The sequence below is a fragment of the Xylophilus sp. PBN-3R genome (assembly GCF_057747805.1).
Window position 1 is genome coordinate 4,812,336 of sequence record NZ_CM173225.1, and the last position, 25,524, is coordinate 4,837,859.

At 67.0% G+C, this 25,524-nt stretch carries 19 protein-coding genes; 9 read left to right on the forward strand and 10 right to left on the reverse strand.

What is annotated here, in order from left to right:
* Positions 1 to 29 precede the first annotated feature (29 nt).
* The 4 genes from atpD to AC3ANW_RS22860 all read left to right on the forward strand — a co-directional run bounded on the left by atpD (position 30) and on the right by AC3ANW_RS22860 (position 4,759).
* Positions 30 to 1,454: a F0F1 ATP synthase subunit beta gene (gene atpD / locus AC3ANW_RS22845; RefSeq protein WP_488343105.1), complete on the forward strand. Its 1,425-nt coding sequence runs from the start codon at positions 30 to 32 to the stop codon at positions 1,452 to 1,454.
* Positions 1,455 to 1,528: 74 nt separating this feature from the next.
* On the forward strand, positions 1,529 to 1,948 hold the full coding sequence (locus AC3ANW_RS22850) for a F0F1 ATP synthase subunit epsilon (protein WP_488343106.1): 420 nt from the start codon (positions 1,529 to 1,531) through the stop codon (positions 1,946 to 1,948).
* A 124-nt stretch (positions 1,949 to 2,072) separates the two neighbouring features.
* Positions 2,073 to 3,104: a ligase-associated DNA damage response exonuclease gene (locus AC3ANW_RS22855; RefSeq protein ID WP_488343107.1), complete on the forward strand. Its 1,032-nt coding sequence runs from the start codon at positions 2,073 to 2,075 to the stop codon at positions 3,102 to 3,104.
* Positions 3,101 to 4,759, forward strand: a complete 1,659-nt coding sequence (locus AC3ANW_RS22860) for an ATP-dependent DNA ligase (protein ID WP_488343108.1) — start codon at positions 3,101 to 3,103, stop codon at positions 4,757 to 4,759. Before AC3ANW_RS22855 ends, AC3ANW_RS22860 begins: the two co-directional genes overlap by 4 nt.
* A gap of 27 nt (positions 4,760 to 4,786) precedes the next feature.
* Here the strand turns inward: AC3ANW_RS22860 and AC3ANW_RS22865 are convergent, their stop codons facing one another.
* Positions 4,787 to 9,580: a hypothetical protein gene (locus AC3ANW_RS22865; RefSeq protein ID WP_488343109.1), complete on the reverse strand. Its 4,794-nt coding sequence runs from the start codon at positions 9,578 to 9,580 to the stop codon at positions 4,787 to 4,789.
* A 212-nt stretch (positions 9,581 to 9,792) separates the two neighbouring features.
* On the opposite strand from AC3ANW_RS22865, the gene AC3ANW_RS22870 reads away from it, so the two are divergent.
* Positions 9,793 to 12,546 (forward strand): ligase-associated DNA damage response DEXH box helicase, encoded by a 2,754-nt coding sequence (locus AC3ANW_RS22870; RefSeq protein WP_488343110.1) that lies wholly within the window; start codon positions 9,793 to 9,795, stop codon positions 12,544 to 12,546.
* Positions 12,547 to 12,553: 7 nt separating this feature from the next.
* On the opposite strand, the gene AC3ANW_RS22875 is transcribed toward AC3ANW_RS22870, so the two are convergent.
* The gene (locus AC3ANW_RS22875; RefSeq protein ID WP_488343111.1) at positions 12,554 to 12,967 is read right to left on the reverse strand and encodes a hypothetical protein; all 414 of its coding nucleotides are present in this window, start codon (positions 12,965 to 12,967) and stop codon (positions 12,554 to 12,556) included.
* A 56-nt stretch (positions 12,968 to 13,023) separates the two neighbouring features.
* Positions 13,024 to 13,578 carry an RBBP9/YdeN family alpha/beta hydrolase gene (locus AC3ANW_RS22880; protein WP_488343112.1) on the reverse strand — a complete coding sequence of 185 codons (555 nt, stop codon included), beginning with the start codon at positions 13,576 to 13,578 and terminating at the stop codon, positions 13,024 to 13,026.
* Positions 13,579 to 13,625: 47 nt separating this feature from the next.
* On the opposite strand from AC3ANW_RS22880, the gene pdeM reads away from it, so the two are divergent.
* Positions 13,626 to 14,312, forward strand: a complete 687-nt coding sequence (gene pdeM, locus AC3ANW_RS22885) for a ligase-associated DNA damage response endonuclease PdeM (protein ID WP_488343113.1) — start codon at positions 13,626 to 13,628, stop codon at positions 14,310 to 14,312.
* Positions 14,313 to 14,328: 16 nt separating this feature from the next.
* Here pdeM and AC3ANW_RS22890 read toward each other — a convergent pair whose 3' ends face one another.
* From AC3ANW_RS22890 to AC3ANW_RS22900, 3 genes are read right to left on the reverse strand one after another with little or no spacing between them, the layout of a single operon-like run.
* A complete protein-coding gene (locus AC3ANW_RS22890; RefSeq protein WP_488343114.1) occupies positions 14,329 to 14,865 on the reverse strand; it encodes a TPM domain-containing protein in 537 nt (178 codons plus the stop codon).
* A 14-nt stretch (positions 14,866 to 14,879) separates the two neighbouring features.
* Entirely contained in the window at positions 14,880 to 15,869 is a 990-nt protein-coding gene (locus AC3ANW_RS22895) for a TPM domain-containing protein (protein ID WP_488343115.1), read from the reverse strand.
* A 15-nt stretch (positions 15,870 to 15,884) separates the two neighbouring features.
* Positions 15,885 to 16,496, reverse strand: a complete 612-nt coding sequence (locus AC3ANW_RS22900) for a LemA family protein (RefSeq protein WP_488343116.1) — start codon at positions 16,494 to 16,496, stop codon at positions 15,885 to 15,887.
* Positions 16,497 to 16,662: 166 nt separating this feature from the next.
* Here AC3ANW_RS22900 and AC3ANW_RS22905 point away from each other — a divergent pair, with 166 nt between their 5' ends.
* Genes AC3ANW_RS22905 through AC3ANW_RS22915 form a run of 3 tightly spaced genes read left to right on the forward strand, consistent with a single transcriptional unit; the run spans position 16,663 to position 18,670 of the window.
* On the forward strand, positions 16,663 to 17,100 hold the full coding sequence (locus tag AC3ANW_RS22905) for a YybH family protein (protein WP_488343117.1): 438 nt from the start codon (positions 16,663 to 16,665) through the stop codon (positions 17,098 to 17,100).
* A 12-nt stretch (positions 17,101 to 17,112) separates the two neighbouring features.
* A complete protein-coding gene (locus AC3ANW_RS22910) occupies positions 17,113 to 18,108 on the forward strand; it encodes a YheT family hydrolase (RefSeq protein ID WP_488343118.1) in 996 nt (331 codons plus the stop codon).
* Positions 18,109 to 18,142: 34 nt separating this feature from the next.
* The gene (locus AC3ANW_RS22915) at positions 18,143 to 18,670 is read left to right on the forward strand and encodes a DUF2946 family protein (protein ID WP_488343119.1); all 528 of its coding nucleotides are present in this window, start codon (positions 18,143 to 18,145) and stop codon (positions 18,668 to 18,670) included.
* A gap of 10 nt (positions 18,671 to 18,680) precedes the next feature.
* On the opposite strand, the gene AC3ANW_RS22920 is transcribed toward AC3ANW_RS22915, so the two are convergent.
* From AC3ANW_RS22920 to AC3ANW_RS22935, 4 genes are all read right to left on the reverse strand, one after another.
* Entirely contained in the window at positions 18,681 to 19,316 is a 636-nt protein-coding gene (locus AC3ANW_RS22920) for a c-type cytochrome (protein WP_488343120.1), read from the reverse strand.
* A gap of 134 nt (positions 19,317 to 19,450) precedes the next feature.
* Positions 19,451 to 20,920, reverse strand: a complete 1,470-nt coding sequence (locus tag AC3ANW_RS22925; RefSeq protein ID WP_488343121.1) for an efflux transporter outer membrane subunit — start codon at positions 20,918 to 20,920, stop codon at positions 19,451 to 19,453.
* Positions 20,907 to 24,095 carry an efflux RND transporter permease subunit gene (locus AC3ANW_RS22930; RefSeq protein WP_488343122.1) on the reverse strand — a complete coding sequence of 1,063 codons (3,189 nt, stop codon included), beginning with the start codon at positions 24,093 to 24,095 and terminating at the stop codon, positions 20,907 to 20,909. Before AC3ANW_RS22930 ends, AC3ANW_RS22925 begins: the two co-directional genes overlap by 14 nt.
* Before the next feature lie 15 nt (positions 24,096 to 24,110).
* Positions 24,111 to 25,349: an efflux RND transporter periplasmic adaptor subunit gene (locus AC3ANW_RS22935; protein ID WP_488343123.1), complete on the reverse strand. Its 1,239-nt coding sequence runs from the start codon at positions 25,347 to 25,349 to the stop codon at positions 24,111 to 24,113.
* Positions 25,350 to 25,524: the final 175 nt, after the last annotated feature.

A 25,524-nucleotide genomic window follows, 5' to 3' on the forward strand; every position in this document is an offset into this window, starting at 1 on the left:
GGGTCCCTCACCCCTATTTGGAGCAAACAATGGCTCAAACGCAAACTCTCGCAGGCACCCAGGGCAAGATCGTCCAGTGCATCGGCGCCGTGGTCGACGTGGAATTTCCGCGCGACAGCATGCCGAAGATCTACGACGCGCTCAAGCTCGAAGGCACCGCGCTGACCCTGGAAGTGCAGCAGCAACTCGGCGACGGCGTCGTGCGCACCATCGCGCTCGGCTCGTCCGACGGCCTGCGCCGTGGCCTGATGGTCACCAACACCGCGGCCGGCATCACCGTGCCGGTCGGCAAAGCCACCCTCGGCCGCATCATGGACGTGCTGGGTTCGCCCATCGACGAACGTGGCCCGGTCAGCGAGGAACTCACCGCCACCATCCACCGCAAGGCTCCCGCGTACGACGAACTGTCGCCGTCGCAAGAGCTGCTGGAAACCGGCATCAAGGTGATCGACCTGGTCTGCCCGTTCGCCAAGGGCGGCAAGGTGGGTCTGTTCGGTGGCGCCGGCGTCGGCAAGACCGTGAACATGATGGAACTCATCAACAACATCGCCAAGGCTCACTCGGGCCTGTCGGTGTTCGCTGGTGTGGGTGAACGTACCCGCGAAGGCAACGACTTCTATCACGAGATGGCCGACTCCGGCGTCGTGAACCTGGAGAACCTGGAAGAGTCCAAGGTCGCCATGGTCTACGGCCAGATGAACGAGCCGCCGGGCAACCGCCTGCGTGTGGCCCTGACCGGCCTGACCATCGCCGAGTCGTTCCGCGACGAAGGCCGCGACGTGCTGTTCTTCGTGGACAACATCTACCGCTACACCCTGGCCGGCACCGAAGTGTCCGCACTGCTGGGCCGCATGCCTTCCGCCGTGGGCTACCAGCCCACCCTGGCCGAAGAAATGGGCCGCCTGCAAGAGCGCATCACCTCGACCAAAGTCGGTTCGATCACCTCCATCCAGGCCGTCTACGTGCCTGCCGATGACTTGACCGACCCGTCGCCGGCCACCACTTTCGCCCACCTGGATTCCACCGTGGTGCTGTCGCGTGACATCGCTTCGCTGGGTATCTACCCCGCGGTCGATCCGCTGGACTCGACCAGCCGCCAGCTGTCGCCCGACGTCGTCGGCGAAGAGCACTACGCCGTGGCCCGCGCCGTGCAGGGCACGCTGCAGCGCTACAAGGAACTGCGCGACATCATCGCGATCCTGGGCATGGACGAACTGGCCCCCGAAGACAAGCTGCTGGTTTCGCGCGCTCGCAAGATCCAGCGCTTCCTGTCGCAGCCGTTCCACGTTGCCGAAGTGTTCACCGGTTCGCCGGGCAAGTACGTGCCTCTGGCTGAAACCATCCGTGGTTTCAAGATGATCACCGCCGGCGAGTGCGATCACCTGCCCGAGCAGGCGTTCTACATGGTCGGCACCATCGACGAAGCCTTTGAGAAGGCCAAGAAGCTGGCTTGAGCTGGAAAGGCGGTTGCCTGAGCGCCGCCGCCATTCCCGCCTGACCCCTTCTAGCGAACTCCAAGGAATCACAGATGGCCAACACCATTCACGTCGACGTCGTCAGCGCAGAAGAGTCGATCTTCTCGGGCGAAGCACGCTTCGTCGCGCTGCCGGGTGAATCCGGCGAGCTCGGCATCTTCCCGCGCCACACTCCGCTGATCACCCGCATCAAGCCGGGCACGGTGCGCATCGACATGGCCGACGGCACCGAAGAGTTCGTCTTCGTGGCTGGCGGCATTCTCGAAGTGCAACCGGACGTGGTCACCGTCCTGTCCGACACCGCCATCCGCGGCAAGGACCTGGACGAGGAAAAGGCGAATACCGCCAAGGCTGCCGCCGAAGAGGCGTTGAAGAACGCCAAGAGCGACCTGGACCTGGCACAGGCGCAGTCCGAGCTGGCCGTCATGGCCGCTCAGATCGCCGCACTGCGGCGGTTCCGCGACAAACGCTGATTTCCCGCTTCAGCCGCCTTCTCAAAGAAAGCCACCTCCGGGTGGCTTTCTGCTTTTCGGGCGTCGGGGCGCTGTTGCCATTTGTTCCCGATGCGGGACCGGGCGGCATCAAGATGCTTCCAACATGGAACTCATCGTCGCCCGCCCCGAAGGCCTCTACTGCACCGCCGGCGATTTCTACATCGACCCGTGGAAACCGGTCGGCCGTGCCGTCATCACCCATGCACATTCCGACCATGCCCGTGTCGGTCACGGCCACTACCTGGCGCACACCGACAGCGAAGGCACGCTGCGAGCCCGGCTGGGGGTCGACATCCCGCTGCAGACCCTGGCTTACGGTGAAGCCATCGTCCACAACGGCGTGCGGATTTCGCTGCACCCGGCGGGCCATGTGCTGGGTTCGGCCCAGGTGCGGCTGGAGCATGGCGGCAGGGTTTGGGTGGCGTCCGGCGACTACAAGCTCGAGAACGACGGCACCTGCGCGCCATTCGAGCCGGTGCGCTGCGATACCTTCATTACCGAATCGACCTTCGGCCTGCCCATCTACCGCTGGCCCGAGCAGCCGGTGCTGTTCGCCGAAATCGACGCCTGGTGGCGCGCCAACGCGACGGCCGGCAAGGCGTCGGTGCTGTTCTGTTATGCCTTCGGCAAGGCACAGCGCATCCTTCATGGCGTAGACAGCAGCATCGGCCCCATCGTGGTCCACGGCGCCGTCGACCCGCTCGACGCGGTGTACCGGGCGGCCGGTGTGAAGCTACCCGAAACCATGAAGGTGACCGACCCCGGCGTCAATGCCGCACTGCTAAAGACCGCGCTGGTGCTGGCGCCACCCTCGGCCCAGGGAACCCCCTGGATCAAGCGGTTCGGCCACTATTCCGATGGTTTCGCCAGCGGCTGGATGCAGCTGCGCGGCACCCGCAGGAGGCGCGGCGTCGACAAGGGATTCGTGATGTCGGACCACGCCGACTGGCCGGGACTGCAACACGCCATCGGCGCTACCGGAGCCGAATGTGTCTACGTCACGCACGGAAGCGTGGCGGTGATGGTGCGCTGGCTGGAAGAACAAGGTCTGGACGCACGTTCCTTCAAGACCGAATACGGCAACGAAGACGACGAAGGCAGCCCAGCACCGACCCCCGCCGAGGCCGCTCCATGAAGGCGTTCGCCGCGCTTTACCGGGCGCTCGACGCCACCACCTCCACGCTGGCAAAACAGTCGGCCCTGCAGCGATACCTGCAGGTGGCCGCGCCCGCGGATGCCGCCTGGGCCGTCTATTTCCTGGCCGGCGGAAAACCTCGCCAGCTGGTTCCCACCAGGCTGCTGCGCGAGATCGCTCGCGATGCGGCGGGGCTGCCCGAATGGCTGTTCGCCGAAAGCTACGACGCCGTCGGTGACCTGGCCGAAACCATTTCACTGCTGCTGCCGCCTCCCACCGAAGCGGCGCACGACCTCGGCCTGGCCGAATGGATGGTCGGGCACCTGCTGCCGCTGCGCAAGACCGCGCCGGAAGCCCTGCCAGCGGTGCTGCGGGCCCAGTGGGCGCTGCTGGAGGCCCCTGACCGGCTGGTGTATTTCAAGCTCATCACCGGCAGCTTCCGGGTCGGGGTATCGCGTCTCCAGGTCACGCAAGCGCTGGCCGCGACGGCAGGCCTGGACCCGAAACAGGTGGCACAGCGGCTGATCGGCTACACCGCCATCGGCGGCCAACCCGCAGCTGACGATTACCTCCGCCTGATCGCACCGGCCTCCGAAGGCGAGACCGACCGCCAGACCAGCGGCCATCCGTATCCCTTTTTCCTGGCCCATCCGCTGGCCTTGCCGGTCTCCCAGTTCGATGCCGCCATCGGTCTTCCAGCGCGCTGGCAGGTCGAGTGGAAATGGGACGGTATCCGCGCCCAGCTGGTGCGCCGGGCGGGCGACGTGTGGGTATGGTCGCGCGGCGAGGAACTGGTGACCGACCGCTATCCCGAACTGCGTGAACTGGGCGGTGCGCTGCCCGACGGCACCGTACTCGACGGCGAGATCGTCGTCTGGCGGGACGGTCGTGTGCAGCCCTTTGCCGAGCTGCAGAAACGCATCGGCCGCAAGACCATCGGTCCGAAGATGCTGCGTGAACTGCCGGTGGTGCTGCTGGCCTACGACCTGCTGGAAGAGGACGGCATCGACCTGCGCGCCCGGCCGCAGCAGGAGCGCCGCGCCCGGCTGGACGCGCTGGTCGCCCGCACGCCGCATGCCCATCTGGTGGCGAGTCCCCTGCTGACCGGCAGCGACTGGGCGGCCCTGGCCGTGCAGCGAGAACAGGCGCGGTCGATGGGTGTCGAAGGAATGATGCTGAAGGCGCTGGACGCGCAGTACGGCGTCGGCCGTACCAAGGATGTCGGCACCTGGTGGAAATGGAAGATCGACCCGCTGTCCATCGACGCGGTGCTGATCTATGCGCAACGCGGCCACGGCCGGCGCGCCAGCCTGTACAGCGACTACACCTTCGCCGTTTGGGATGCGCCGCAGGGCGACGCGCCCCGCAACCTGGTGCCTTTCGCCAAGGCCTATTCGGGGCTCACCGATGCCGAGATGGCGCGGGTGGACGCGGTCATCCGCAGGACCACCGTCGAGACCTTCGGCCCGGTGCGCAGCGTCAGCCCGACGCTGGTGTTCGAACTCGGTTTCGAAGGCATCGCCCGCAGCAGCCGCCACAAGAGCGGCATCGCGGTGCGGTTTCCGCGCATGCTCCGCTGGCGCGAGGACAAACCGGTCGACGAGGCCGACACCCTGCAGACGCTGGCCGCGCTGTTGCCGCACTCCGATCCCTGATGCGCCGACGCCGTTAGCGGTCCGCGACTAGAAATCGACTGAATCGACCGCTGCCAGGCCGGCCGCAAACGTCTCCACCAGCGCCATCAGCTGCTGCCTTTCGGACCCTTCGGACATGGCTTCGATATCGGCGCGGGACCGTCGCAGGTCTTCGCCCAATGCTGTGAGGCGGTCGGCCGTCATCGGCCGCTCCGCGCAGAGGTCGATGTCGTGCCGGAGCCGGCGCACCGCCAGTGGCATGCTGGCCTGCAGCACGTCGCCTGCCAGCGTTTTCCGGAATGCTTCCAGGTCGCCGCGGTAGTCGATCCGGCTGAGGTCGGCGGGGTCGATGCGGGTCATGGCGAAATGCACCAGGCGCAACAGGTACCACGGGTTGCGCAGCACCGCCTGCATGACGACCCGGTGCTGTTCGGTGGCCGACCCGGGCGGCTTGTCGGTGAACAGGGCGCTGGCGACACCGGGCTCCATCAACAGGTTGTGCAGCATGGCGCTCGCGAACTCGACGCAATGCGGGTCGAGTTCGCTGTCCACCGGCGGTTCGGCCGGTGCGCCCATGGCAGCCAGCCGGTGGCCCGCCACCACCAGCGAGGCGGCGAGTTTGTGACGGTCGTTCTGCACCTGTTCGAAATGATGGCGCGCATTCTTCGCATAGGTCAGGTCGTGCCAGTAGCGCGACGGCAGGAAGTTGCTCAGCCGGGTGTTCCAGCTGCGCCGCGAAATATTGCGCGCGGTGCTCCAGCGGATGCGGTCCTGCTGCGGCATGAAACGGGTGTCGGGCAGCTTCCGGAGCTTGCGGTCGATGCGTAATTTAAGCTGTGTCGCACCCGCGTTGCTGCGCAGGAAGGCGGCCACCGCGTCGGGCGAAACCAGCCCCGTGCCCCAGTGATCGGTGCTGGCCTGGAAATGCCGGCGGTCTGCGGTGCTGGCACCTGCCAGGCTGTCGAAGGAAGGGTCGTCGACCGCGAAGCCCGCCTGGAAAGACTGGATCTGGCTGCTCGACTGGAAGGTCGTCGGATTGGTTGCCGGCTGTGCCACGTTCATCAGGCCGGTGGCCAGCGGCCCGGCAAGGCTGCCCAACTTCGGCTGGAAACCGTTTGCCTCGAGCATCGACAATTCGATGCCGTGAGCCTGCAGGTCCTGCGCAGCGTCGGGGTCGAGTTTGTCCAGCGTGAATGTGCCCGCGTGTGCACTGCCGGCCTGCGCGATGGCCAGGCCGCCGCCCGCGAGCACCACCAGCGCGGCCGCCGCACCCCGGAAGGTGACCGGCACCACCTGCCCCGCAAAACGCGCCGTGCCCCGTGTGAAGGCAATGAACGCCAGGTCGTTGTTGGTACGGTAGTGCCGCGAAAACTGGCCTGCGTTGGAGAAATGGGCGAGTGATCCGCCGATGACACCGAGAGGGTCCCGGATGTCGCCGAACTTGCCCGCCTGGAGCGCCAGCAGGTCGTTGTGGACGATGCGCATGGCGCGCCCGCGTTCTTCCACCTCGGCCGCCTGACGCACGTGGTTTTCCCTCAGCGTCGCGACCTGGTAAGGGCGCAGGGTGGAAACGTCGAGATGGTGCGGCTGGTCGCCCTCGGAAAGCAGGTCGGCCGCACGCAGTTGCAGGTCGAGGCCGGCTAGCCAGAGTTCGGTCTGGTCGTCCGCATGCGGCGTGCGCAGTGCGGTCTTCAAGGATTCGAGTTCACCCGAAGACACCTTGAAGCCTGACTCGTCGCGGTGGCGTGCCACGTGACGGTCGAACGCCTCGCGTGCCAGCGTTCGCAAGCGGGCGAGTGCGGTCCGGGCTGGTATCGCGCCGGTTGCGTCGGGGAAGAAACGCAGGTTCTTCCGCCGGTATCGATAGGACTCGCGGACACCGTAACTTTCGCGGTCTTGCAGATATTCATCGGCACGATCCTGGATCGACGCGTTCGGTTGGCGCAATACCTCCTGGGCCGCCTGTGCGGTGGTGGCAACCACTCTCTTCGAGGCTTCGTGGGTGGCGAGCAGGGCCTGGTGTTTACGCACGGCGGTGGCTTCGTGCATGGCATCCAGCGACTGCCCGGCCAGCTCTGCGGCGAAACGCGGTTGGTCGTTCTCGACCGGATCCTGTTCCAGCGCGTGCAGCATGTCGAAGCCCATCTGCGCCTGGCGTGCGCTGCCCAGTACCAGCTCTTTCTCCCAGACGGCCCGCAAGCTGTACAACAGCTGGTCCATGCGCCGCTTATGCAGTGGCACATGGTTGGCCAGCAAGGCTTTTTCGATCTGCGCGATGTGCCGGTCGCGGTCGCCTGTCAGGGCCTGGGCGTCGGGTGAACGCATCAGCCGGTAGAGATGGGAATCGGTCTGCGCCTCGCGGTCTTTACGGTACCAGGCGATCGCCCCGGCATCGCGCGAAATCGAACCCGCGGCCAGGGACGCGGCCGTGAATGCGGCCGCCGCACCCAGACCTGCCACCGGTGTCGCCGCAGCGGTCGCCGCGCTGATGCCGAAGAATGCGGCGACGCCGATCGCCAGCTGCACCACCAGCCCGACCACTGCATTGACCAGCAGGCCCCGGTACTGCGCCGACAGTAAACCCTTGGAGTCGAACAGGCCCTGTTCCATGAGCCCGGATGCCTGCAGCAGGGACTGGATGAGCGCGCTGAAATCGACCCCGCCGGCATGCATGGCGGCGGCGTCCGGCGCCATCAGCGCGGCCAGTGCCTGGCGTTCGAGCCCGGTTTCCTTCAGCAGCTCCTCGACATGCCCGCGGACACGCGTGGCGATGGTGGAAACGTTTGCCGGCGGCTGTTTGCCGGACCGGCGGTGGATGGCTTCGATCAGGCTTTCGATCACCGTGCGCCGCGCCGCTTCGCTCATCTCGGCGCCATGCGGCGCAAGGTTCTGCAATGCGGGAAGTTCGTCCGCGAAGCTGTGCAGCAGCTGAGCGATTCGCAGGGGTGCGGGCACGGCCTGGTCCAGTCCGCCGGTGTCGCGGCCCATCATGAAATCGTGGTAAAGCGCAAGCGCGGACAGTTCGGGCGCCAGGGCAGTGCGGGCCTGCTGGCCGTAGCCGAGGATGGATTCGATGCGGTGGACCGTCATCCGGCAGGCCTTGGCCGCGGCGTTGCCCGGGCGGGTATAGGCCTGTAGCGCGTCCATGCCGATCTCGTGGACCGTGGTGCCGAGCTTGCGCTGGTTCCAGTAGGTCTGGGGGTCCACGATGGGTTTGGGCATGGTGGCGGAGTCGAAGGGTTTCAGATCGCCGGACGCTGCGCCGGTCGCGCCTGCGCTGGCCTGCGCCGTGACCGCCGTCACGTACTGCAGCACGGCCGCCGACGCCACCGTCAACGCCGTCCCCACAGGCCCGCCGATCACGCTGAATGCGGCGCCGGCCAGCCGGGCGCCCGACGCCCACAGCGCGCCGGGCAGAAGCACCGTCTTGTAGTACTCGATGTTGGTGTTCTCGCGCACCTGTTCGCTGAGGGAGTTGAAGCCGAACTCGCCGCCGTTGCGCCGCCGGAAGTCGTCGAACAGCTCGCTGCGGGCCTTGTCGACCTGTTTGCTGGTGCGACTGGTTTCGCGGTCGACCAGCTTCTGCACCGACTGCGCTGGGCTGCCGGCCGGCAGCGCGGCCGCGGCGGCTTTCAGGCGTTTCATGGCGTCGATGTGGATGCGGTCGAACTCATGCTGGCCGGCGGGTGCCAGTTCGGCGAGCAGTTCCGCGGCCCGGCGGGCTTCGGTCGCGGTGGGTCTGACGATGCCGTCCATGGTGTCGGCCGCCAGCTTGAGCAACAGGTCGTTCGTCTCCAGCACACCCATGTCGGCGAGCGGCCGGTGCCGGAGCATGCGGGGCGCCGTCTGCTCCAGCGCACGGTTGAGCGCGGAGTCCGGGTTGCCCAGGTCCATCATCTCGGCGACCAGTTTCGAACGGGTGCGGGTCAGTTCCATGTCGTCACCCGAAACCAGGTTCCAGAGCGCTCCGCCGGCCTTCTGCGCATTGCGCTTGAGGTTGGTCAGGAAGGCGTCGTCCATGTGTTCGAGCACCTGGTCCCGGATGCGGCGCACCAGCGAGGGGGTCCATTGCGCAAGCACCACCTCGCGCGGCGTGACGCCGTCGGGCAGGGCTGTGGGTCCGTGCAGGCCCGCCAGGGGCGGCCTGCGCTGTTGAAGGGCGGCCAGGCAGGCCTCGTTGCGGCGCATCACCCGGATGAGCGACGGCGACACCAGCGCCACTTTCGATGCGATGGTGGCGCTGGCCTGGTGAAATGCACGCATTCCCTTTCGGCGCCTTGCGTTCAAGTCGGGCTTGTTGAAGCCGGTCTCGGGAAACCGGCTGTCCAGCACGGGCAGCGGAAACACCCGGACCCAGCGGGAATCGATCGATTGCGTCAGCTGGAGGGTGGCCTTTCGCACCGGCGAAACGTCCGCCTCGGACGGCGCCTGCTGATGGGCGGCGGTCCGTGCAGCGCCAAACACCTCCGCCAAGGCGGATGCCAGGTCGGAGTCGGCGAGGCCGGAACCCAGCTGCTGTTCCAGCCGGCGCGCCGACTGCAGCAGCTGTGCGGCGTCATGGTCGTGGGCAGCGACGCAGAAGTCGCCGATCGCCTGGATATCCTGGGCCTGGATAGGCGACACAGCGGCCGATCCTGTGCCGGGAGGCCTGAAGTTCGGCATGGCCGGCAGATACTTGCGTCTGGGTGCCAGCAAATGCATGGGCAGCTGGGTCTGCGTACCCGGCTGTACGCCGGAGGCAGCATGGGGCGCCAGGTCCGGGAAGTCTTCGATGTTGCGGTCCTTTGCGGTCGATGACCCTTGTGCGAAATGCGGCGTCTTCAAAAGCGTGTTATCGAGCATTTTTTGTCTCCAGTGGCCCGGTGGATGGTTCGCCTGCATCGCGGAGAAAACAGGCGCTTGGGCGAAGCGAGACGCTGCGTTGCGAAGATGCCGCCATCTCGGCAAACGAATGGACGACGCGGCCACGGATCTGGTCAGGCGGCAAACAAGTCCTACACCTTCCCGCTCGGCGTGCCGACGCACTGCGTGCGGGCGCACGACACAATGCTTTGATGACCTCATCGACCGGCCCGACTGCGGCGCGCCGTGCTGTCGCCGGCTGGTTCGCCGACCGCGGCTGGAAGCCGTTTCCCTTTCAGAAGGATGTCTGGAAAGCCTTGCAGTCCGGACGTTCCGGCCTGCTGCATGCCACTACCGGTGCGGGCAAGACCTATGCGGTCTGGCTTGGCGCGGTACAGGCGTTTGCGGGCCTGCAATCGAAAGACGATGCCGAGATCTCGCCCGTCCCGCGGCGCCGGCAGAATCGTTCGGTTCCCCTCACGGTCTTGTGGATCACGCCGATGCGGGCCCTCGCGGCCGATACGCTGGCCGCCTTGCGCCGCCCGCTGGACGACCTCGCCGGCCAGCATCCGGGCCTCGCGAACTGGACCGCGGGCGCCCGCACCGGCGACACCGAGAGCGGTGAACGCAGCGCGCAGTCGCGGCGCCTGCCGACCGTCCTGGTCACCACGCCGGAAAGCTTCACCCTGCTGATCGCCCGCGCCGATGCGCACGAGGTGCTACGGGGCGTGCAGCTGGTGGTGGCCGACGAATGGCATGAACTGCTCGGCAACAAGCGGGGGGTGCAGCTGCAGCTGGCCATCGCCCGCCTGCGCGGCTGGAACCCGGCGCTGCGGGTGTGGGGCATGTCGGCCACCTTGGGCAACCTGCAGGAAGCGATGGACACCTTGCTGGGTCCGCGTCGGCCGGGGGACGAAGGCGTTCTGGTGCAGGGGAAGATCGACAAGCGCCTGATCGTCGACACCCTGCTGCCCGAAAACGCGGCCCGTTTCAGCTGGGCCGGCCACCTGGGGCTGCGCATGCTGCCGCAGGTGGTGAAAGAGCTGGACCAGTCCGGCACCACGCTGGTTTTTGTCAATGTGCGGTCGCAGGCCGAGCTCTGGTACAAGGCCATCCTCGAGGCCCGGCCGGACTGGGCGGGTGTGCTGGCCATCCACCACGGCTCGCTCGACCGGGGTGTGCGCGAATGGGTCGAACAGGGCCTGAAGATCGGGTCGCTGAGGGCGGTGGTGTGCACCAGCAGCCTCGACCTGGGGGTGGACTTCCTGCCGGTGGAACGGGTGCTGCAGATCGGTTCACCCAAGGGCGTCGCGCGGCTGTTGCAGCGTGCCGGCCGGTCGGGCCATGCGCCGGGCAGGCCGTCGCGCATCACGCTGGTGCCGACGCACAGCCTGGAGATCGTCGAGGCGGCGGCGGCCCGCGCCGCCATCCGCGCCGGCCATGTCGAGCGGCGCGTGTCGCCGCATCAGCCTGTCGATGTACTGGTGCAGCACCTGGCCACGGTGGCGCTGGGCGGCGGCTTCGAGCCGGACGCGCTCTACGACGAGGTCAGGCGCACCGCGGCCTACCGCGCGCTGCCGCATGCAGTGTGGGACTGGTGCCTGGACTTCGTGTCCCGCGGCGGACCGTCGTTGGCCGCCTACCCCGACTACCAGCGGGTGAAACCCGACGAACACGGCATCTGGCGCCTGACCGATCCGCGCCTGGCGCGGCGACACCGCAGCAATATCGGCACCATCGTCAGCGATGCGTCGATGGTGGTGCAGATCAAGAACGGCGCCCGCCTGGGCACCATGGAAGAAAGTTTTCTTTCGCGCCTGCAGGCCGGCGACTGCTTTCTGTTCGCCGGCCGGGTGCTCGAGATGGTGAAGATCGAGCAGATGACGGCCTATGTGAAACGTGCCACCGCCGGCCGGCCCACGGTGCCGCGCTGGAGCGGTTCACGCATGGCCATCTCGACCGTGCTGGCCGAATCGCTGGTGGAACAGATGGCGCTGGCGGCGGCGCATCGTTTCGATTCGCCCGAGTTGAAGAACGTGCGGCCGCTGCTGGAAGTGCAGGAGCGCTGGTCGGCCCTGCCCACGCCCGGCACGCTGCTGGCCGAAACCCTGAAGACCCGGGAAGGCTGGCACCTGTTCGTCTACCCCTTCGGCGGCCGACATGCGCATATCGGACTGGCCAGCCTGTTCGCCTGGCGCGCGGCCCAGCAGGAGAAAGGTACCTTCTCGATCTCGGTCAACGACTACGGCCTCGAACTGATCAGCCCCACGCCGCGCGACTGGGCGGGCCTGCTGCCGGATCTGATGTTCCTGCCCGACGACCCGTCGGCCCTGCTGCAGGAAGTTCTGGCCAGCCTGAACGCCACCGAGATGGCACGCCGGCGGTTTCGGGAGATCGCGCGGGTGTCGGGCCTGATCTTCCAGAGCCATCCCGGCGAGCGCCGCAGCAACCGTCAGCTGCAGGCATCGGCCCAGCTGTTCTTCGAGGTCTTCCAGAAATACGACGACAGCAACATGCTGCTGCGCCAGGCCGACGAAGAGGTGTTGAGCCAGGAGCTCGACATTGCACAGCTGCTGGGCAGCCTGCGCAAGATGCAGACGCAGGAACTGGTGGTGAAACACCTGGAGCGGCCCAGTCCTTTTGCGTTCCCCCTGATGATCGAGATGTTCCGCGAGAAGCTCACCAACGAAAACCTGGCCGACCGGATTGCCCGTATGGTGCTGCAGCTGGAAGACGCGGCCGATGGACGGGAGCCGGATGCGCAGGTGCTGGCTGAAAAGCAGGCCCGGCGTCCACGCAACGGGCCGCCGCGTACCCAGCCGGCCGAACCGCCCAGTGCGCAGGAGCAGGCGGCGGCGGCGGAAATCAAACGCGACCTGGACTTTTCATTGACGCCGGTCGATGCCGGCGCGCCGCGCAAGCCCCGCCGTGAACGCAAGCCCTCCCGACCGTTGCCCCTGCTTTGACGACGGGTCAGCCGCGGCGATGCACCGTGTCGGCCCGCTCTTCACGGTAGGACGCATATGCCTCGGCGAACCTCATCACCGTCAATGCCAGTTCTGAGCGCATGGTCCTGGCGCGTTCCAGTTCCACCTGCAGGGCCGAGGTGAATATCCAGTTGCCGAGAGGCCCGGACGCCGGAAGACACTGATCTTCGGAAAATCCCACGTCGTGCTGCACTGCCCGGTGCACCCAGTCGCAGACAGCGTCTTCCAGCTCATCGCCGCAGAGGTCGGACCGGTGCGATTCGCAGCTGATGACACCCCTGCGTGTGCCGGATTCGTCGCGGATGGTGGCGGTCCACAGGCACTCGTCGAATCGGGCTTCGAACGGATAACGCCGACCGTTTTTATAGGCTTCGGAACGGAACGACTGGAGTTCTGACATCGTGGGTTCCCGGGAAACGCAGCCCCGCAGTATCCGGTTGGGTGACGCCTCATGTTTCATGTCGGGATGCTGTCTGACAAATGGGGCGCCAGCGCGTGAACCAGTTCCGGGAATTCCCGCATGGGATGGAAATGGCCGCGGTGGGCCAGTTCGTGATATTCGCTCTGCAGCTGTTCGTGGACGAAACGGGCTTCCTCGATCGGGATCAGCGGGTCGCTGGGCGAGTTGAACTGCACGATCCACTGCTGGTTGGCACGGATGGCGGGCCAGTCCCAGGGCTGGTCGAAATAGCCGCTGATCTTTTCGTCCTGCAGACCGAGGGTGGTGTGGTAACCGGCCACCAGCACCGATCCGAGGATGCGGTGTTTTTCCGCATGCCGCATCGCGGCGATGGCGCCCGACGACCAGCCGACGAGCAGCGTGTTTTCGTCCGGGCCGAGGGATTCGAGGTAGGGCAGCCAGTACTCCGCGCGGGCCAGCACCGCGTCGGGCCAGGTGCCGGTGGAGATCACTTCGCAGCCGCGTTGCCTAAGCGCGTCGGCCACCGAGGGAAACCATTCGTCGTGGGTCGAACCGCCGCCGTTGCCGGGAATGAAGATGGCTTTTTTCATGGCCCCGATGCTAGGTCGAAACATGGGTTCTTCGTGTCGCTGGCCTAATGGCGAACGTGTCTTCCGTACTCGACTCCTGCACCGTCACCATCGCCGGCCAAGACCTCCACCTGTTGCCCGACCCGGCCCTGTGGTGGCCGGAGGGCGAGACGCTTTTCATCGCCGACCTGCACATCGGCAAGGCGGCGGTGTTCCGCGCGCGCGGCCTGCCGGTGCCGGCGGGCACCACCGGTTCGGACCTGCAGCGGCTGGATGCCTTGCTGTCCCGCCAGGCGGCGCGACGCCTGGTGGTGCTGGGCGACTTCCTGCATGCGGCCGAATCGCGCACACCGGCGGTGCTGGCCGCGCTCCAGGCCTGGCGCCTTGCCCATGCCGACCTGCAGATCGTGCTGGTGCGCGGCAACCACGACAGCCATGCGGGCGACCCGCCGGCTTCGCTGGGTATCGAGGTGGTTGACGAACCGTGGCCGCTGGGTCCGTTCGCCTGCTGCCACCATCCGCAACGGCAGGCCGGCCGGCAGGTCCTGGCGGGACATGTGCATCCGGCCGTGAGGTTGCGTGGGCCAGGGCGCGACAGCCTGCGCCTGCCGTGTTTCAGCCATGCGCCCGGCCTGACCCTGCTGCCTGCCTTCGGTGGTTTCACCGGCACCCATGTGCTGGCGGCGGCGCCGGGTCAGCAGCTGTTCGCGGTGGGCGACGGCCGGGTCTGGCGGCTGCCCGGCCTGGCACCCTGACTGTCCCGGACCAGGCTCAGTCCAGCAGCGGATCGCCCTGCAGCACCGGCGCGTCGGGCAGTTCGTTCGGCCGGTCGCGCGCACCGTCGTGCGCGGGGAAATACGCCAGCAACAGCGCGCTGACGTCGTCCAGCGCATGGCCCAGACCGTCCTCGTAACGGCCCGCCCCGAAGGCGTCGCCCATACGCGCCACCAGATGTTGCCAGTGGCCCGGGTTCACGTGATTCAGGCCGCGGTCGGCGACGATCTCGATGGCATGGTCGGACAGCAGCAGATAGATCAGAACACCGTTGTTTTCTTCGGTGTCCCACACACGCAGCTTGCCGAACAGGGTCACCGCACGTTCGCGCGGCGTGGCATCGCGCCACAGGTAGCTGGTGGGCAGGCCGGCTTCGATGCACATGCGGATCTGGCCTGTGTGGCTCTTTTCGCTGGCGGCCACGCGGGCCTGCAGGCGGCCCAGCAATTCAGGCGGCAGGGCCTTGCGGATGTCGCGTTCGTCACGCCAGCGGTGGCGCACGATGCGCGCGAGTTTCGAGAAAATATTCGCCATGACCGCTTACCCGCCTACCAGTCGCCCGATGCGCCGCCGCCACCGAAGTCGCCGCCGCCACCGGATCTGAATCCACCCGTACCACCACCGGAGCGGCCGAGGCCGCCGCCGAAGACATTTCCCAGCCCGCTGCCCGCCACCACGCCGCCGGGGAAACGGCTGCTGCCGCTGCGCTGCCAGGGACTGTTCCAGGACAGCATGCTCACGCCCCAGGCGAGCAGTGCCGCGACGCCTGCGGCCACGATGCTCCAGGTGAACAGGAAGGCCAGCCCACCCACCGCGCCGGCCGCCACGACGGCACCCAGCCGCCGGCCGATGACCCGGCGCAGCACGCCGCCCAGCAGCGGCACGGCCACGAAAAGGAACACCGCCAGATCGAACCACTGGAAACCCTGCTGGTGCGGCGCTCCCGGGCCGTCGTCGCCATCGAGCGAGGCCTGGGCGGCGTCCGGACCCGGCGGGTTCGGCGAAGGCAAGGCTTCGGCGCGTATGCGTGTCTCCAGCCGGTCGAGCGCGCCGGTCAGCCCGCCCACGTAGTCGCCCACCCGGAATGCCGGGGTGATGGCTTCGTCGATGACTTCCTTGGCCGCCAGGTCGGGAACGGCGCCTTCCAGCGCCTTTGCCACCTCGATGCGCACCTTGCGGTCGCGTTTGGCGACGATCAGGATCAGGCCGTCGCCGATGGCGCGGCGGCCGATCTTCCAGGTGTTGCCCACCCGGTTGGCATAGGCGGCGATGTCTTCCGGTGCGGTGGTCTGCACCATCAGGATGGCGACCTGCGAACCGGTCGCCTGCTCGAAATTCACCAGTCTCGCCTCTAGCGCACTCTTCTGGCGGGCGTCGAAGGTGTTGGTGTTGTCGGTGACATGCATCGACGGCGCCGGGATGGGCTGCAGTTTCTGCGCCTGCGCCAGCGGAGCCCACAGGCCCAGCAAAAATACCGCGACCAGGGCCCAGGAAGGCGCCCCGCCGCAGCGGAAGAACGAATACGGGAAAAAGCTCAAACCTTCGGACTCCTGTCAGCGCGCGGGCTGCGGCGTAGCGCCGAAATCGACGGTTGGGGCCTTGCCGCTCTGGGCTTCGCCGCTGGCCGTGAAGGCCGGTTTGGGTGCGTAGCCGAAGATGCGGGCAGTGATGTTGCTCGGGAAGCTGCGGGCTTTCACGTTGTAGGCCTGCACCGTCTGGATGTAGCGGTTGCGCGCGACGGTGATGCGGTTTTCAGTGCCTTCCAGCTGTACCCGAAGATCGCGGAAACTCTGGTTTGACTTGAGGTCGGGATAGGCTTCCGACACCGCCAGCAGCCGCGACAGCGCACTGCCCAGTTGGCCCTGCGCCTGCTGGTAACGCTCGAATGCCTGCGGATCCTTCAGGGTCTCGGGTGTGACCTGGATGGAGGTGGCGCGCGAACGGGCCTCGATCACCTGGGTGAGGGTGTCCTGCTCGAACTTGGCCTCGCCCTTGACGGTGGCGACCAGGTTGGGCACCAGGTCGGCACGGCGCTGGTACTGGTTCTGCACTTCGCTCCAGGCGGCGTTGGACTGCTCGTCCAGGCTCTGGAAATCGTTGTAGCCGCAACCGCCGAGCAGCGCGGCGAGTGAGGCGATCAGAAGGGTGGAAATCAGGTTTCGCATGGGCGCTCCGGCCTTGGCCGGCAAGGGCTGGAATAAACCGGAAGTCTGACACAGGGTATGCCCCCGACTCGTAGGCCTTCTGCATCAACTGGTATCGGCGCGGCGGCAGCGGATATGCTCGCTTTTTCCCTCACTCGCTCCACTCCGACCGATGCGCAGCAACCGTATGAAATCCACCGCCACGGTGGGCGGCCGTCCCGACGACGTCGAGGCGCAGTTCTATGAGGCACTTCGCAGCGGCGACCTGGCTCGTTTGATGGCTTGCTGGGCCGACGAGGACGACATCGTGTGTGTGCATCCCGGCGGGCCGCGCCTGGTGGGCGCGGGGCAGATCCGGGCCAGCTTCGAGGCACTGTTCACACGGGGCACGCCCCAGTTGCGCATCGAGGATGTACACCGGGTGGAAAGCCTTTCGAGCAGCGTGCACAGCGTCATCGAGAAGATGACCGTCGAATTGCCGGACGGCCCGCGCGAAGGTTTCGTGGTCGTCACCAACGTCTTCCACAAGACCGCCCAGGGTTGGCGCCTGGTGGCCCACCACGCCACGCCGGGGGCGGTGGGCGAAGCGCCCCCCCGGTCCGAAGCGCACCAGACGCTGCACTGAACGCCGGCGACCGTGCAGGTTCTCGACCGGTACCAGGCCCCCTGGTGGCTGCCCGGAGGCAATCTACAGACGGTGTGGTCTGCGGTGGCGGCACGGCGCGGCGACGGCAAGCCGCCAGCCTATCGCCGGGAGCAATGGACCACCCGCGACGGTGACTTCATTCATGTCGATTTCGCTGTCGACCGCCGGGATCTGCAGGCCGGCCCGCGTCCGTTGCTGGTGCTGTTCCATGGGCTCGAAGGGTCCTCGCACAGCCATTATTCGGAAGCGTTCGCCGCGGTGGCGGCAACTTCCGGATGGGCATTTGCCGTGCCGCATTTCCGCGGCTGCGGCGGCGGGCTCAACCATGCGCCGCGGGCCTATCACTCCGGCGACTACGAAGAAATCGGCTGGATGCTCGAAAGCCTGCAACAGGCGCACGGCGGCGGCCCCTTGCTGGCGGCCGGTGTGTCCCTGGGCGGCAATGCCCTGCTGCGTTGGGCCGAAGAAGCCGGCAACGGTGCGGCGAAGGTCGTGCAGGCGGTGGCGGCGGTGTGTTCGCCGATCGACCTGCGTTCCAGCGCCATGGCCATCGGCCGGGGCTTCAACCGGCAGGTCTACACCCGCATGTTCCTGTCGAGCATGAAGCCCAAGGCGCTGGCCAAGCTGGTGCAGCACCCGGGCCTGTTCGACGGAGCGGCGCTGCGTGCGGCTCGTGACCTGCACGCCTTCGACGATGTGTTCACTGCGCCCCTGCACGGGTTCAGGGATGCCGAGGATTACTGGGCACGTTGTTCGGCCGCGCCGCGCCTGGGCGACATCCGGCTGCCGGCGCTGGTGCTCAATGCGCTCAACGACCCTTTCGTGCCGGCCGGCCCCTTGCCAGGGCAGGTCGCCGGCGATTGGGTCCAGCTGGCGCGGCCTGCGCAGGGTGGGCATGTCGGTTTCCCGCAGGGGCGCCGGCCGCCAGGCGATGTCAACGCCATGCCCGTAGCGGTCTGCGAATGGCTGGCCGGACACATCCGCTAGCGTTCGGCTGCGTCGACCGACACAGAATTGCCCCATGGACGATCTCGTCAGACAAGCGATGGCCAAGTGGCCCAACGTGCCCGACTGCTTCGGCTGGCTGGGCCTGGACGCGCGCGGCGACTGGTACATGCGCGACGACGCTGTACAGGCGTCCGGTCCGTTTCCGGGCAGCCCGCAAAGCCGGGGATCGGTGTTGCGCCACGAGAAACTGGTGGGTTTCATCAACCGCAACTACGCGGGCGACGAGCAAGGGCGCTGGTTCTTCCAGAACGGGCCGCAGCGTGTGTATGTGGAACTGGAAGCGGCGCCCTATGTCTGGCGAGTGGCGCCCGATTTTGTGGTGACGGCCCATACCGGCCAGCCGGCGGGGTCGGTGCAGGCGTCGTGGGTGGACGAATCAGGCAGGCTGTACCTGCAGACCGCGCTGGGTTGCGGCCTGGTGCACACACTCGACATGCTGTTTGCCGCCGACGCGGTGGAACTGGGGCTTTGGGAGCCGGTCGACCTGACCGCCGAAGCACTGGCCTTGCACTGCGGTTTCCAGCGGCATCCCCGACCCTGAGCGGTCCGGCTTATTTGGCGGCCGGTGCGGGTGTCGCCGCTGCTGCGGGCGCTGGCGCAGCCGTATCCGCCGGAGTTGCGGACGCCGCGGCCGCATCGCCGGCCGGTGCGGCTTCCGGTTTTTTGGGTACCGGGAAACTGGCGCCGCCCGCATTGGCCATGTAGACCACCGCACGACCGATTTCCAGGTCCTCGAAGTCGCCGCCGCCCTGCGCCGCCATGGCGCCCTTGCCGTGCAGGGCGGATTGCAGCAGTGCCGCGTAGCCGTGCACGATGCGGGGAGCCCAGTCTCCCTTGTCGCCATATTTGGGTGCTCCCACCATGCCGGTGCTGTGGCAGGTGGTGCATTGGGCCTTGAAGACTTCCTCGCCGGTTTTCAAAGGGCGGTTGGCATCGCGGATCTCGACCGAGCCGACGCGCTGGATGCGGCTCTCGACGCCTTTTTGCAGCTCGGCATCGCTCAGGCCGGCGGCCGGTTTGTTGGCTGAAATGACATAGGTCACCAAACCGATGATCGCGAAGATCGGCACCACGAAAGAGAAGAAAACCGCGGCAAGCAACTGCTTGGGGTTCTTGATCGGACCGGTATGCGCGTCTACGACGTTTTCCTGGTGTTCTCGGTGTCCGGCCTGATTTGTCTCGCTCATGGGCTTGGCGTCCTCAGCTTTTTATCGGGGGCGGTTGCGGGAAATGGTCCCGGAACCAGCCGACGATTATAGGGAGGCCCCCCCTCCGCGAGGCCTGCGGAAAGGGGGGGTTTCCCATGAGCGCGGGTGCCTTTTTAAGGCGTTGCCGGCGTGATGGGGACCACGGTAGGTGCCATCGCGGCCTGGTCGGTCCAGCCGCCGCCGAGCGCCTTGTACAGCGCGATCTGGTTCTGGCGCTGCAGCAGGCGGGTCTGCACCACCTGTTGCTGCGCGGTGAACAGCGAACGCTGGGCATCGAGCAGGTCGAGGTAGCTGGCCACGCCGTTGCGGTAGCGCAGGTCGGACAACTCGAAACGGCTGGATTCCGCGGTTGCCTGCGCCTGAAGCGCGCGTAGCTGTTCGGCTAGCGTGGCTTCACCGGCCAGCGCGTCGGACACTTCGCGGAACGCGGTCTGGATCGACTTCTCGTACTGCGCCACAGCGATCTGGCGACCCGCACGCGAGGCGTCCAGGGTGGCCTGGTTGCGGCCCGCATCGAAGATCGGCAACACCAGCGAAGGCGCAATGCTGAAGGCTCCACTGCCGCTCTTGAACAGCCCCGACAACTCGTTGCTGGCGGTGCCGGCCTGGGCGGTCAGGGTGATGCGCGGGAAGAACGCGGCGCGAGCCGCGCCGATGTTGGCGTTGGCTGCGATCAGCTGCTGCTCGCTCTGGCGGATGTCCGGGCGGCGCTGCAGCAGGTCTGACGGCAGCCCCGCCTGCAGCATCGGGAACGGAGCAGCGTCGGCCAGGCGGTTGCCGCTCAGGCTGGCGCGGATGTCGGTCGGCAGCGGCTGGCCGATCAGCAGCACCAGGGCGTTTTCGTCCAGGGCGCGCTGGCGTTGCGCCTGCGCCAGCGTGGCGCGGGCGGTTTCGGCCAGCGATTCGGCCTGGCGGAAATCCAGGGCCGAGGCCACGCCGTTGTCCAGCCGCAGCTTGGTCAGGCGTACCGAGTCTTCGCGGGTGGCGACGGTGCGGCGCGACAGGTCGAGCAGTTCTTCGTCGGCCAGCAGCGACAGCCATCCGTTGGCGACCGAAGCCACCAGGCTGGTCTGCGTGGCGCGGCGTCCTTCCTCGCTGGCGAGGTAGGTTGCCAGAGCCTGCTCCTTCAGGCTTTGCAGCCGGCCGAAGAAGTCGATTTCCCAGGCGGTGACTGCCAGGCCGACCTGGAAGCTGTTGGTCAGGTTGCCGTTGACCGTATTCGGTGCGCGGCTGGCATTGGCGGCCAGGCCTACCGAGGGGTACAGGTTGGACCGGCTGATCTGGAACTGCGCGCGGGCCTGCTCGATGTTGAGCGCCACCACCTGCAGGTCGCGGTTGCCTTGCAGCGACAGGCCCACCAGGCGGACCAGGCGGGGATCGGCAAAGAACTGCTCGTAGCTGATGTCGGTGGCCACCACGCCGCCGCTCGCCGGCGCCGGCGCGCCGTCGATCGAAGGTGCGGGCGGGAAGGCCGACTCGACTGGCGCGGCCGGGCGTTCGTAGGTCGGGATCAGGCTGCAGCCCGACAGCAGCAGTGCGGCAGCGATGGCCGCCAGGGCGAGGGGCGTTTTACGCATGGTCATGTCCGTCCTTGGATGCGGGCGTCGGTTCTTCGCCGACACCAGCGTCTTTCGCGTGGGCCGCATACATCTGCTGCTGCCGTTTACTGCCCTTGAACAGGCCGCGCACCACCACGAAGAAGATGGGCACGAAGAACACCGCCAGCGCGGTGCCGGTGATCATTCCGCCGATCACGCCGGTGCCGATGGCACGCTGGCTCGCCGAGCCCGCGCCGCTGGAAATGGCCAGCGGCAGCACACCCAGCATGAAGGCCAGCGAAGTCATCACGATCGGGCGGAAACGCAGGTGGGCAGCGGCCAGCGCCGATTCGACGACGCCCTTGCCGGTGGCCTGCAGGTCCTTGGCGAACTCGATGATCAGAATCGCGTTCTTCGAGGACAGGCCGATGATGGTGATCAGCCCCACCTGGAAGTACACGTCGTTCGAATAGCCGCGGAACAGGGTCGCCAGCAGCACGCCGATCACGCCGAGCGGCACCACCAGGATCACCGACAGCGGGATGGACCAGCTCTCGTACAGCGCGGCCAGGCAGAGGAAAACCGCCAGGATCGCGAAGCCGTAGAGGATGGAGGCTTGCGATCCGGCCAGCTTTTCTTCGCGGGTCAGGCCGGTCCACTCGAAACCGAAGCCTGCCGGCAGCTGCTTGGCGAACTGTTCCATTTCCTTGATCGCGTCACCCGAGCTGTAGCCCGGAGCGGCCGCGCCGTCGATACGCATGGCCGGATAGCCGTTGTAGCGCACCGTCTGGGTCGGGCCGGTCACCCAGCGTGTGGTCGCGAAGGTCGACAGCGGAACCGCCTTGCCCTGCGTGTTGACCGCATTGAGCTTGAGCAGGTCTTCGGGTTGCATGCGGAAAGGCGCGTCGGCCTGCACCACAACCCGTTGCAGACGACCCTGGTTGGGGAAGTCGTTGACGTAGCTCGAACCCAGAGCGGTCGACAGCGCGGTGTTGATGGCCGCGAAATCGACACCCAGCGCCTGGGCGCGGTCCCGGTCGATGTCCAGCCGCAGCTGCGGTGCGTCTTCCAGGCCGTTGGGGCGGACCTGCGTCAGCACCTTGGACTTCGAAGCCATGCCCAGCATCTGGTTGCGCGCCGCCAGCAGGGCGTCGTGGCCCTTGCCGCCGCGATCCTGCAGCCGGAAGGTGAAGCCGGTGGCGGTGCCGAGTTCCGGAATCGCCGGCGGCGACAGCGGATAGATGAACGCGTCGCGCACACCCGACAGGGCACCGAAGGCACGTCCCGCCAGCGCCTTGGCGCTGTGTTCTGCGCCGTCACGTTCGTCCCAGGGCTTGAGCGTCACGAAGGCGAGCGCCGCGTTCTGGCCCTGGCCCGAGAAGCTGAAGCCCAGCACGCCGACCATGCTGCGCACTTCAGGTTGCTTGAGGATGAAACCCTCGACCTGCTCGATGACCGAGCGGGTGCGTTCCTGCGTCGCGCCCGAGGGCAGCTGCACGTTGACGATGATGTTGCCCTGGTCTTCGTCCGGCAGGAAGGAAGACGGCAGGCGCAGGTAGACCACCACCAGCACGCCGACGATGGCGGCATAGATGATCAGGTAGCGGGCGGCGCGCTTGAGCAGGCGCGACACCATGCTTTCGTAGCCCTTCGCCGTGCGTGTGAAGCCGCGGTTGAACCAGCCGAAGAAACCCTTCTTCTCGTGGTGGCTGCCCTTTTCGATGGGCTTCAGCAGCGTGGCGCACAGTGCAGGCGTCAGCGACAGGGCCAGGAAGGCCGAGAAGCCGATGGAGGTCACCATGACTGCCGAGAACTGGCGATAGATGTTGCCGGTCGAGCCGCTGAAGAAGGCCAGCGGCACGAACACCGAGATCAGCACCACGGTCACGCCGATGATGGCGCCGGAAATCTGGCCCATCGCCTTTCGGGTGGCCTCCAGCGGCGGCAAGCCTTCCTCGGACATGATCCGCTCGACGTTCTCCACCACCACGATGGCATCGTCCACCACGATGCCGATCACCAGCACCATGCCGAACATGGTCAGCACGTTGATCGAGAAACCCAGCGCCAGCAGTGCGCCGAAGGTGCCCAGCAGGGCGACCGGCACCACCACCGTCGGGATGATGGTGTAGCGGATGTTCTGCAGGAACAGGAACATCACCAGGAACACCAGCACGATGGCTTCGACGAGGGTCTCGGCCACCTGCTTGATGGAGATCTTCACGAAGTCCGAGCTGTCGTACGGGATGTCCCACTTGATGCCCGACGGGAAGAACGGCTGCAGTTCGCCCATGCGTTTGCGCACGGCGGTGGCGGTGGCCAGCGCATTGCCGCTGGGTGCCAGCTGGACGCCGATACCGATGGCGGGTTTGCCGTTCAGGCGCGCCGACGTGGCGTAGGCCTGCGCGCCCAGCTCGATGCGGGCGACGTCCTTCAGCTTGACGGTCGAGCCGTCGGTGTTGGCGCGCAGCACGATGTTGCCGAAAGCCTCGACACTCGACAGCTGGCCGGTCACCACCACGGTGGCGGAAATGCCCTGGCCCGAAATCGCCGGCAGGTCGCCGATGGTGCCGGACGCCACCTGTGCGTTCTGGTTGCGGATGGCGGTGGTGACGTCTGCGGCCGACAGGGTGAAACCGGTCAGCTTGGCCGGGTCGATCCAGATGCGCATCGAGCGTTCGGTACCGAAGAGCTGTGCCTGGCCGACGCCGGAAATCCGCTGGATTTCAGGCACCACGTTGCGCGACGCGTAATCGCCCACGCCGAACACGTCGGTCGCCGGATTGTCCGACGACAGGATGACGAACATCAGGAAGTTCGAGCGCGACTTGTCGACCCGCACACCCTGCTGCGTCACCGCGGCCGGCAGCCGGGGCGTCGCGCGCGACAGGCGGTTCTGCACATCCACCTGCGCCAGGTCGGGATTGGTGCCCGGCTCGAACGATGCGGTGATGGTGCCGGTGCCGTCCGCCTGGCTGACCGACTCCATGTAGATCATGCCGGGCGAGCCGTTCAGCTCGCGCTCGATCACGCTGATCACGCTGTCTTCCAGCGTCTGGGCCGACGCGCCGGGATAGGCAACGGTGACCACGATGGCGGGTGGCGCGACCGTGGGGTATTGCGAGATCGGCAACTGCGTGATCGAGACCGCGCCGAGCACGATCAGGAACAGCGCGATCACCCAGGCGAAGATCGGCCTGTCGATAAAGAACTTTGCCATGCAGGCGCTCCCGGGTTACTTGGCTGCCGGGGCGGGTGCCGCGGCAGGGGCTGCAGGCGCGGCTGCGCCGGGGGCTTGCCAGGGCACTGCCTTGACAGGTGTGCCCGGCGGGGCCATCTGCAGCTTCTGGAAGCCGTCGACCATCACCTGGTCGCCCGCCTTCAGGCCGTCGGTGACAACCCAGTTGGCGCCTTTGGAGCCGCTGATCTTGATCTGGCGCGGCGTGATCTTGCCGTCGGCACCGACGATCGACACGGTGTCGGAAGCCTGGGTACGCGTGACGGCCTGCTGCGGCAGCAGCACTGCGTTCTGCACCTGCGCCTGCTCGATGCGCACCCGCACGTACAGGCCCGGCAGCAGCACGCCGCCCGGGTTGGGCACTTCGGCGCGCAGTGTCATCTGACCGGTGGTGGCGTCGACGGTGAGGTCGGTGAACAGCAGCTTGCCGGTCTGCGGCAGGATGGTGCCGTCTTCCTGGACGATCTGCACCACGGCAGCCTCGGAGCCGGCGGCGCGCTGGATCTTGCCCTTCTGCATGGCGTCGCGCAGGCGCGAAACCTCGGCGACCGACTGCGTGAAGTTCACATACACGGGGTTGATCTGCTGGATCACGGCCAGCTGGGTGGCTTCACCCTGGCCGACCAGTGCGCCTTCCGTCACCAGCGAGCGGCCGATGCGGCCCGAAATGGGGGCGGTGACCTGCGCGTAGCCCAGCGAGATCTGCGCGGTGGAAACACTGGCCTTGGCCACGGCCACGTCTGCCGCCGCCTGCTTTTCGGTGGCCTGTGCGTTGACGTAGTCCTGCTTGCTGATGGCGTTGACCTCGACCAGCGGCTTGTAGCGCTGCACGGTGGCGCTGGCCTGCGACAGGTTGGCCTCGGCGCGCTGCAGCGAGGCAGCGGCGCTTTGCGCGGTGGCGGCGTAGGGCGCCGAGTCGATCTGGTACAGCACCTGGCCGGCCTTCACGTCGCTGCCTTCGGCGAACAGGCGCTTTTGCAGGATGCCGGCGGCGCGGGCGCGAACCTGGGCGATGCGCGAGGCTTCGACGCGGCCCGGCAGTTCGGTCTCGATGCCGACGACACCCGGCTGCACCGTGACCACGCCGACCTGTGGCGGTGGCATGCCGCCGCCCGGGGGCGCGGCTGCGGGGGCTTCATCTTTCTTGCCGCAGGCCGACAGGGCGAGCGTGACGGCCAGCGCCAACGACAGCGCACCGGACATGGCCGGGAACGGGGCTTTCCACGAAACAGACATGGAGGGTCCTTCCAGAGACGGGGGAACTAGGAAAAAAGAGGGGGCGGACAGCGCCGTGTGGCGACCCGCATGCATAAACCGCACCGTAGCGCATGGTTACGGTCAGGGAAAACGCGAGTATACATACAATGGTGAATGTAAAAATGGCCGCAGTCCTGCGGCCTGTCCTCGCCAT

What these genes read in the sequence shown, in the direction of transcription:
- AC3ANW_RS22905 (WP_488343117.1), top strand. Translation starts at nt 16,663, where the DNA reads ATGAAATCCACCGCCACGGTGGGCGGCCGTCCCGACGACGTCGAGGCG.
- pdeM (WP_488343113.1), top strand. Translation starts at nt 13,626, where the DNA reads ATGGCGAACGTGTCTTCCGTACTCGACTCCTGCACCGTCACCATCGCC.
- AC3ANW_RS22935 (WP_488343123.1), bottom strand. Translation starts at nt 25,349, where the DNA reads ATGTCTGTTTCGTGGAAAGCCCCGTTCCCGGCCATGTCCGGTGCGCTG.
- AC3ANW_RS22860 (WP_488343108.1), top strand. Translation starts at nt 3,101, where the DNA reads ATGAAGGCGTTCGCCGCGCTTTACCGGGCGCTCGACGCCACCACCTCC.
- AC3ANW_RS22875 (WP_488343111.1), bottom strand. Translation starts at nt 12,967, where the DNA reads ATGTCAGAACTCCAGTCGTTCCGTTCCGAAGCCTATAAAAACGGTCGG.
- AC3ANW_RS22925 (WP_488343121.1), bottom strand. Translation starts at nt 20,920, where the DNA reads ATGACCATGCGTAAAACGCCCCTCGCCCTGGCGGCCATCGCTGCCGCA.
- atpD (WP_488343105.1), top strand. Translation starts at nt 30, where the DNA reads ATGGCTCAAACGCAAACTCTCGCAGGCACCCAGGGCAAGATCGTCCAG.
- AC3ANW_RS22855 (WP_488343107.1), top strand. Translation starts at nt 2,073, where the DNA reads ATGGAACTCATCGTCGCCCGCCCCGAAGGCCTCTACTGCACCGCCGGC.
- AC3ANW_RS22930 (WP_488343122.1), bottom strand. Translation starts at nt 24,095, where the DNA reads ATGGCAAAGTTCTTTATCGACAGGCCGATCTTCGCCTGGGTGATCGCG.
- AC3ANW_RS22890 (WP_488343114.1), bottom strand. Translation starts at nt 14,865, where the DNA reads ATGGCGAATATTTTCTCGAAACTCGCGCGCATCGTGCGCCACCGCTGG.
- AC3ANW_RS22850 (WP_488343106.1), top strand. Translation starts at nt 1,529, where the DNA reads ATGGCCAACACCATTCACGTCGACGTCGTCAGCGCAGAAGAGTCGATC.
- AC3ANW_RS22920 (WP_488343120.1), bottom strand. Translation starts at nt 19,316, where the DNA reads ATGAGCGAGACAAATCAGGCCGGACACCGAGAACACCAGGAAAACGTC.
- AC3ANW_RS22915 (WP_488343119.1), top strand. Translation starts at nt 18,143, where the DNA reads ATGGACGATCTCGTCAGACAAGCGATGGCCAAGTGGCCCAACGTGCCC.
- AC3ANW_RS22900 (WP_488343116.1), bottom strand. Translation starts at nt 16,496, where the DNA reads ATGCGAAACCTGATTTCCACCCTTCTGATCGCCTCACTCGCCGCGCTG.
- AC3ANW_RS22870 (WP_488343110.1), top strand. Translation starts at nt 9,793, where the DNA reads ATGACCTCATCGACCGGCCCGACTGCGGCGCGCCGTGCTGTCGCCGGC.
- AC3ANW_RS22880 (WP_488343112.1), bottom strand. Translation starts at nt 13,578, where the DNA reads ATGAAAAAAGCCATCTTCATTCCCGGCAACGGCGGCGGTTCGACCCAC.
- AC3ANW_RS22865 (WP_488343109.1), bottom strand. Translation starts at nt 9,580, where the DNA reads ATGCTCGATAACACGCTTTTGAAGACGCCGCATTTCGCACAAGGGTCA.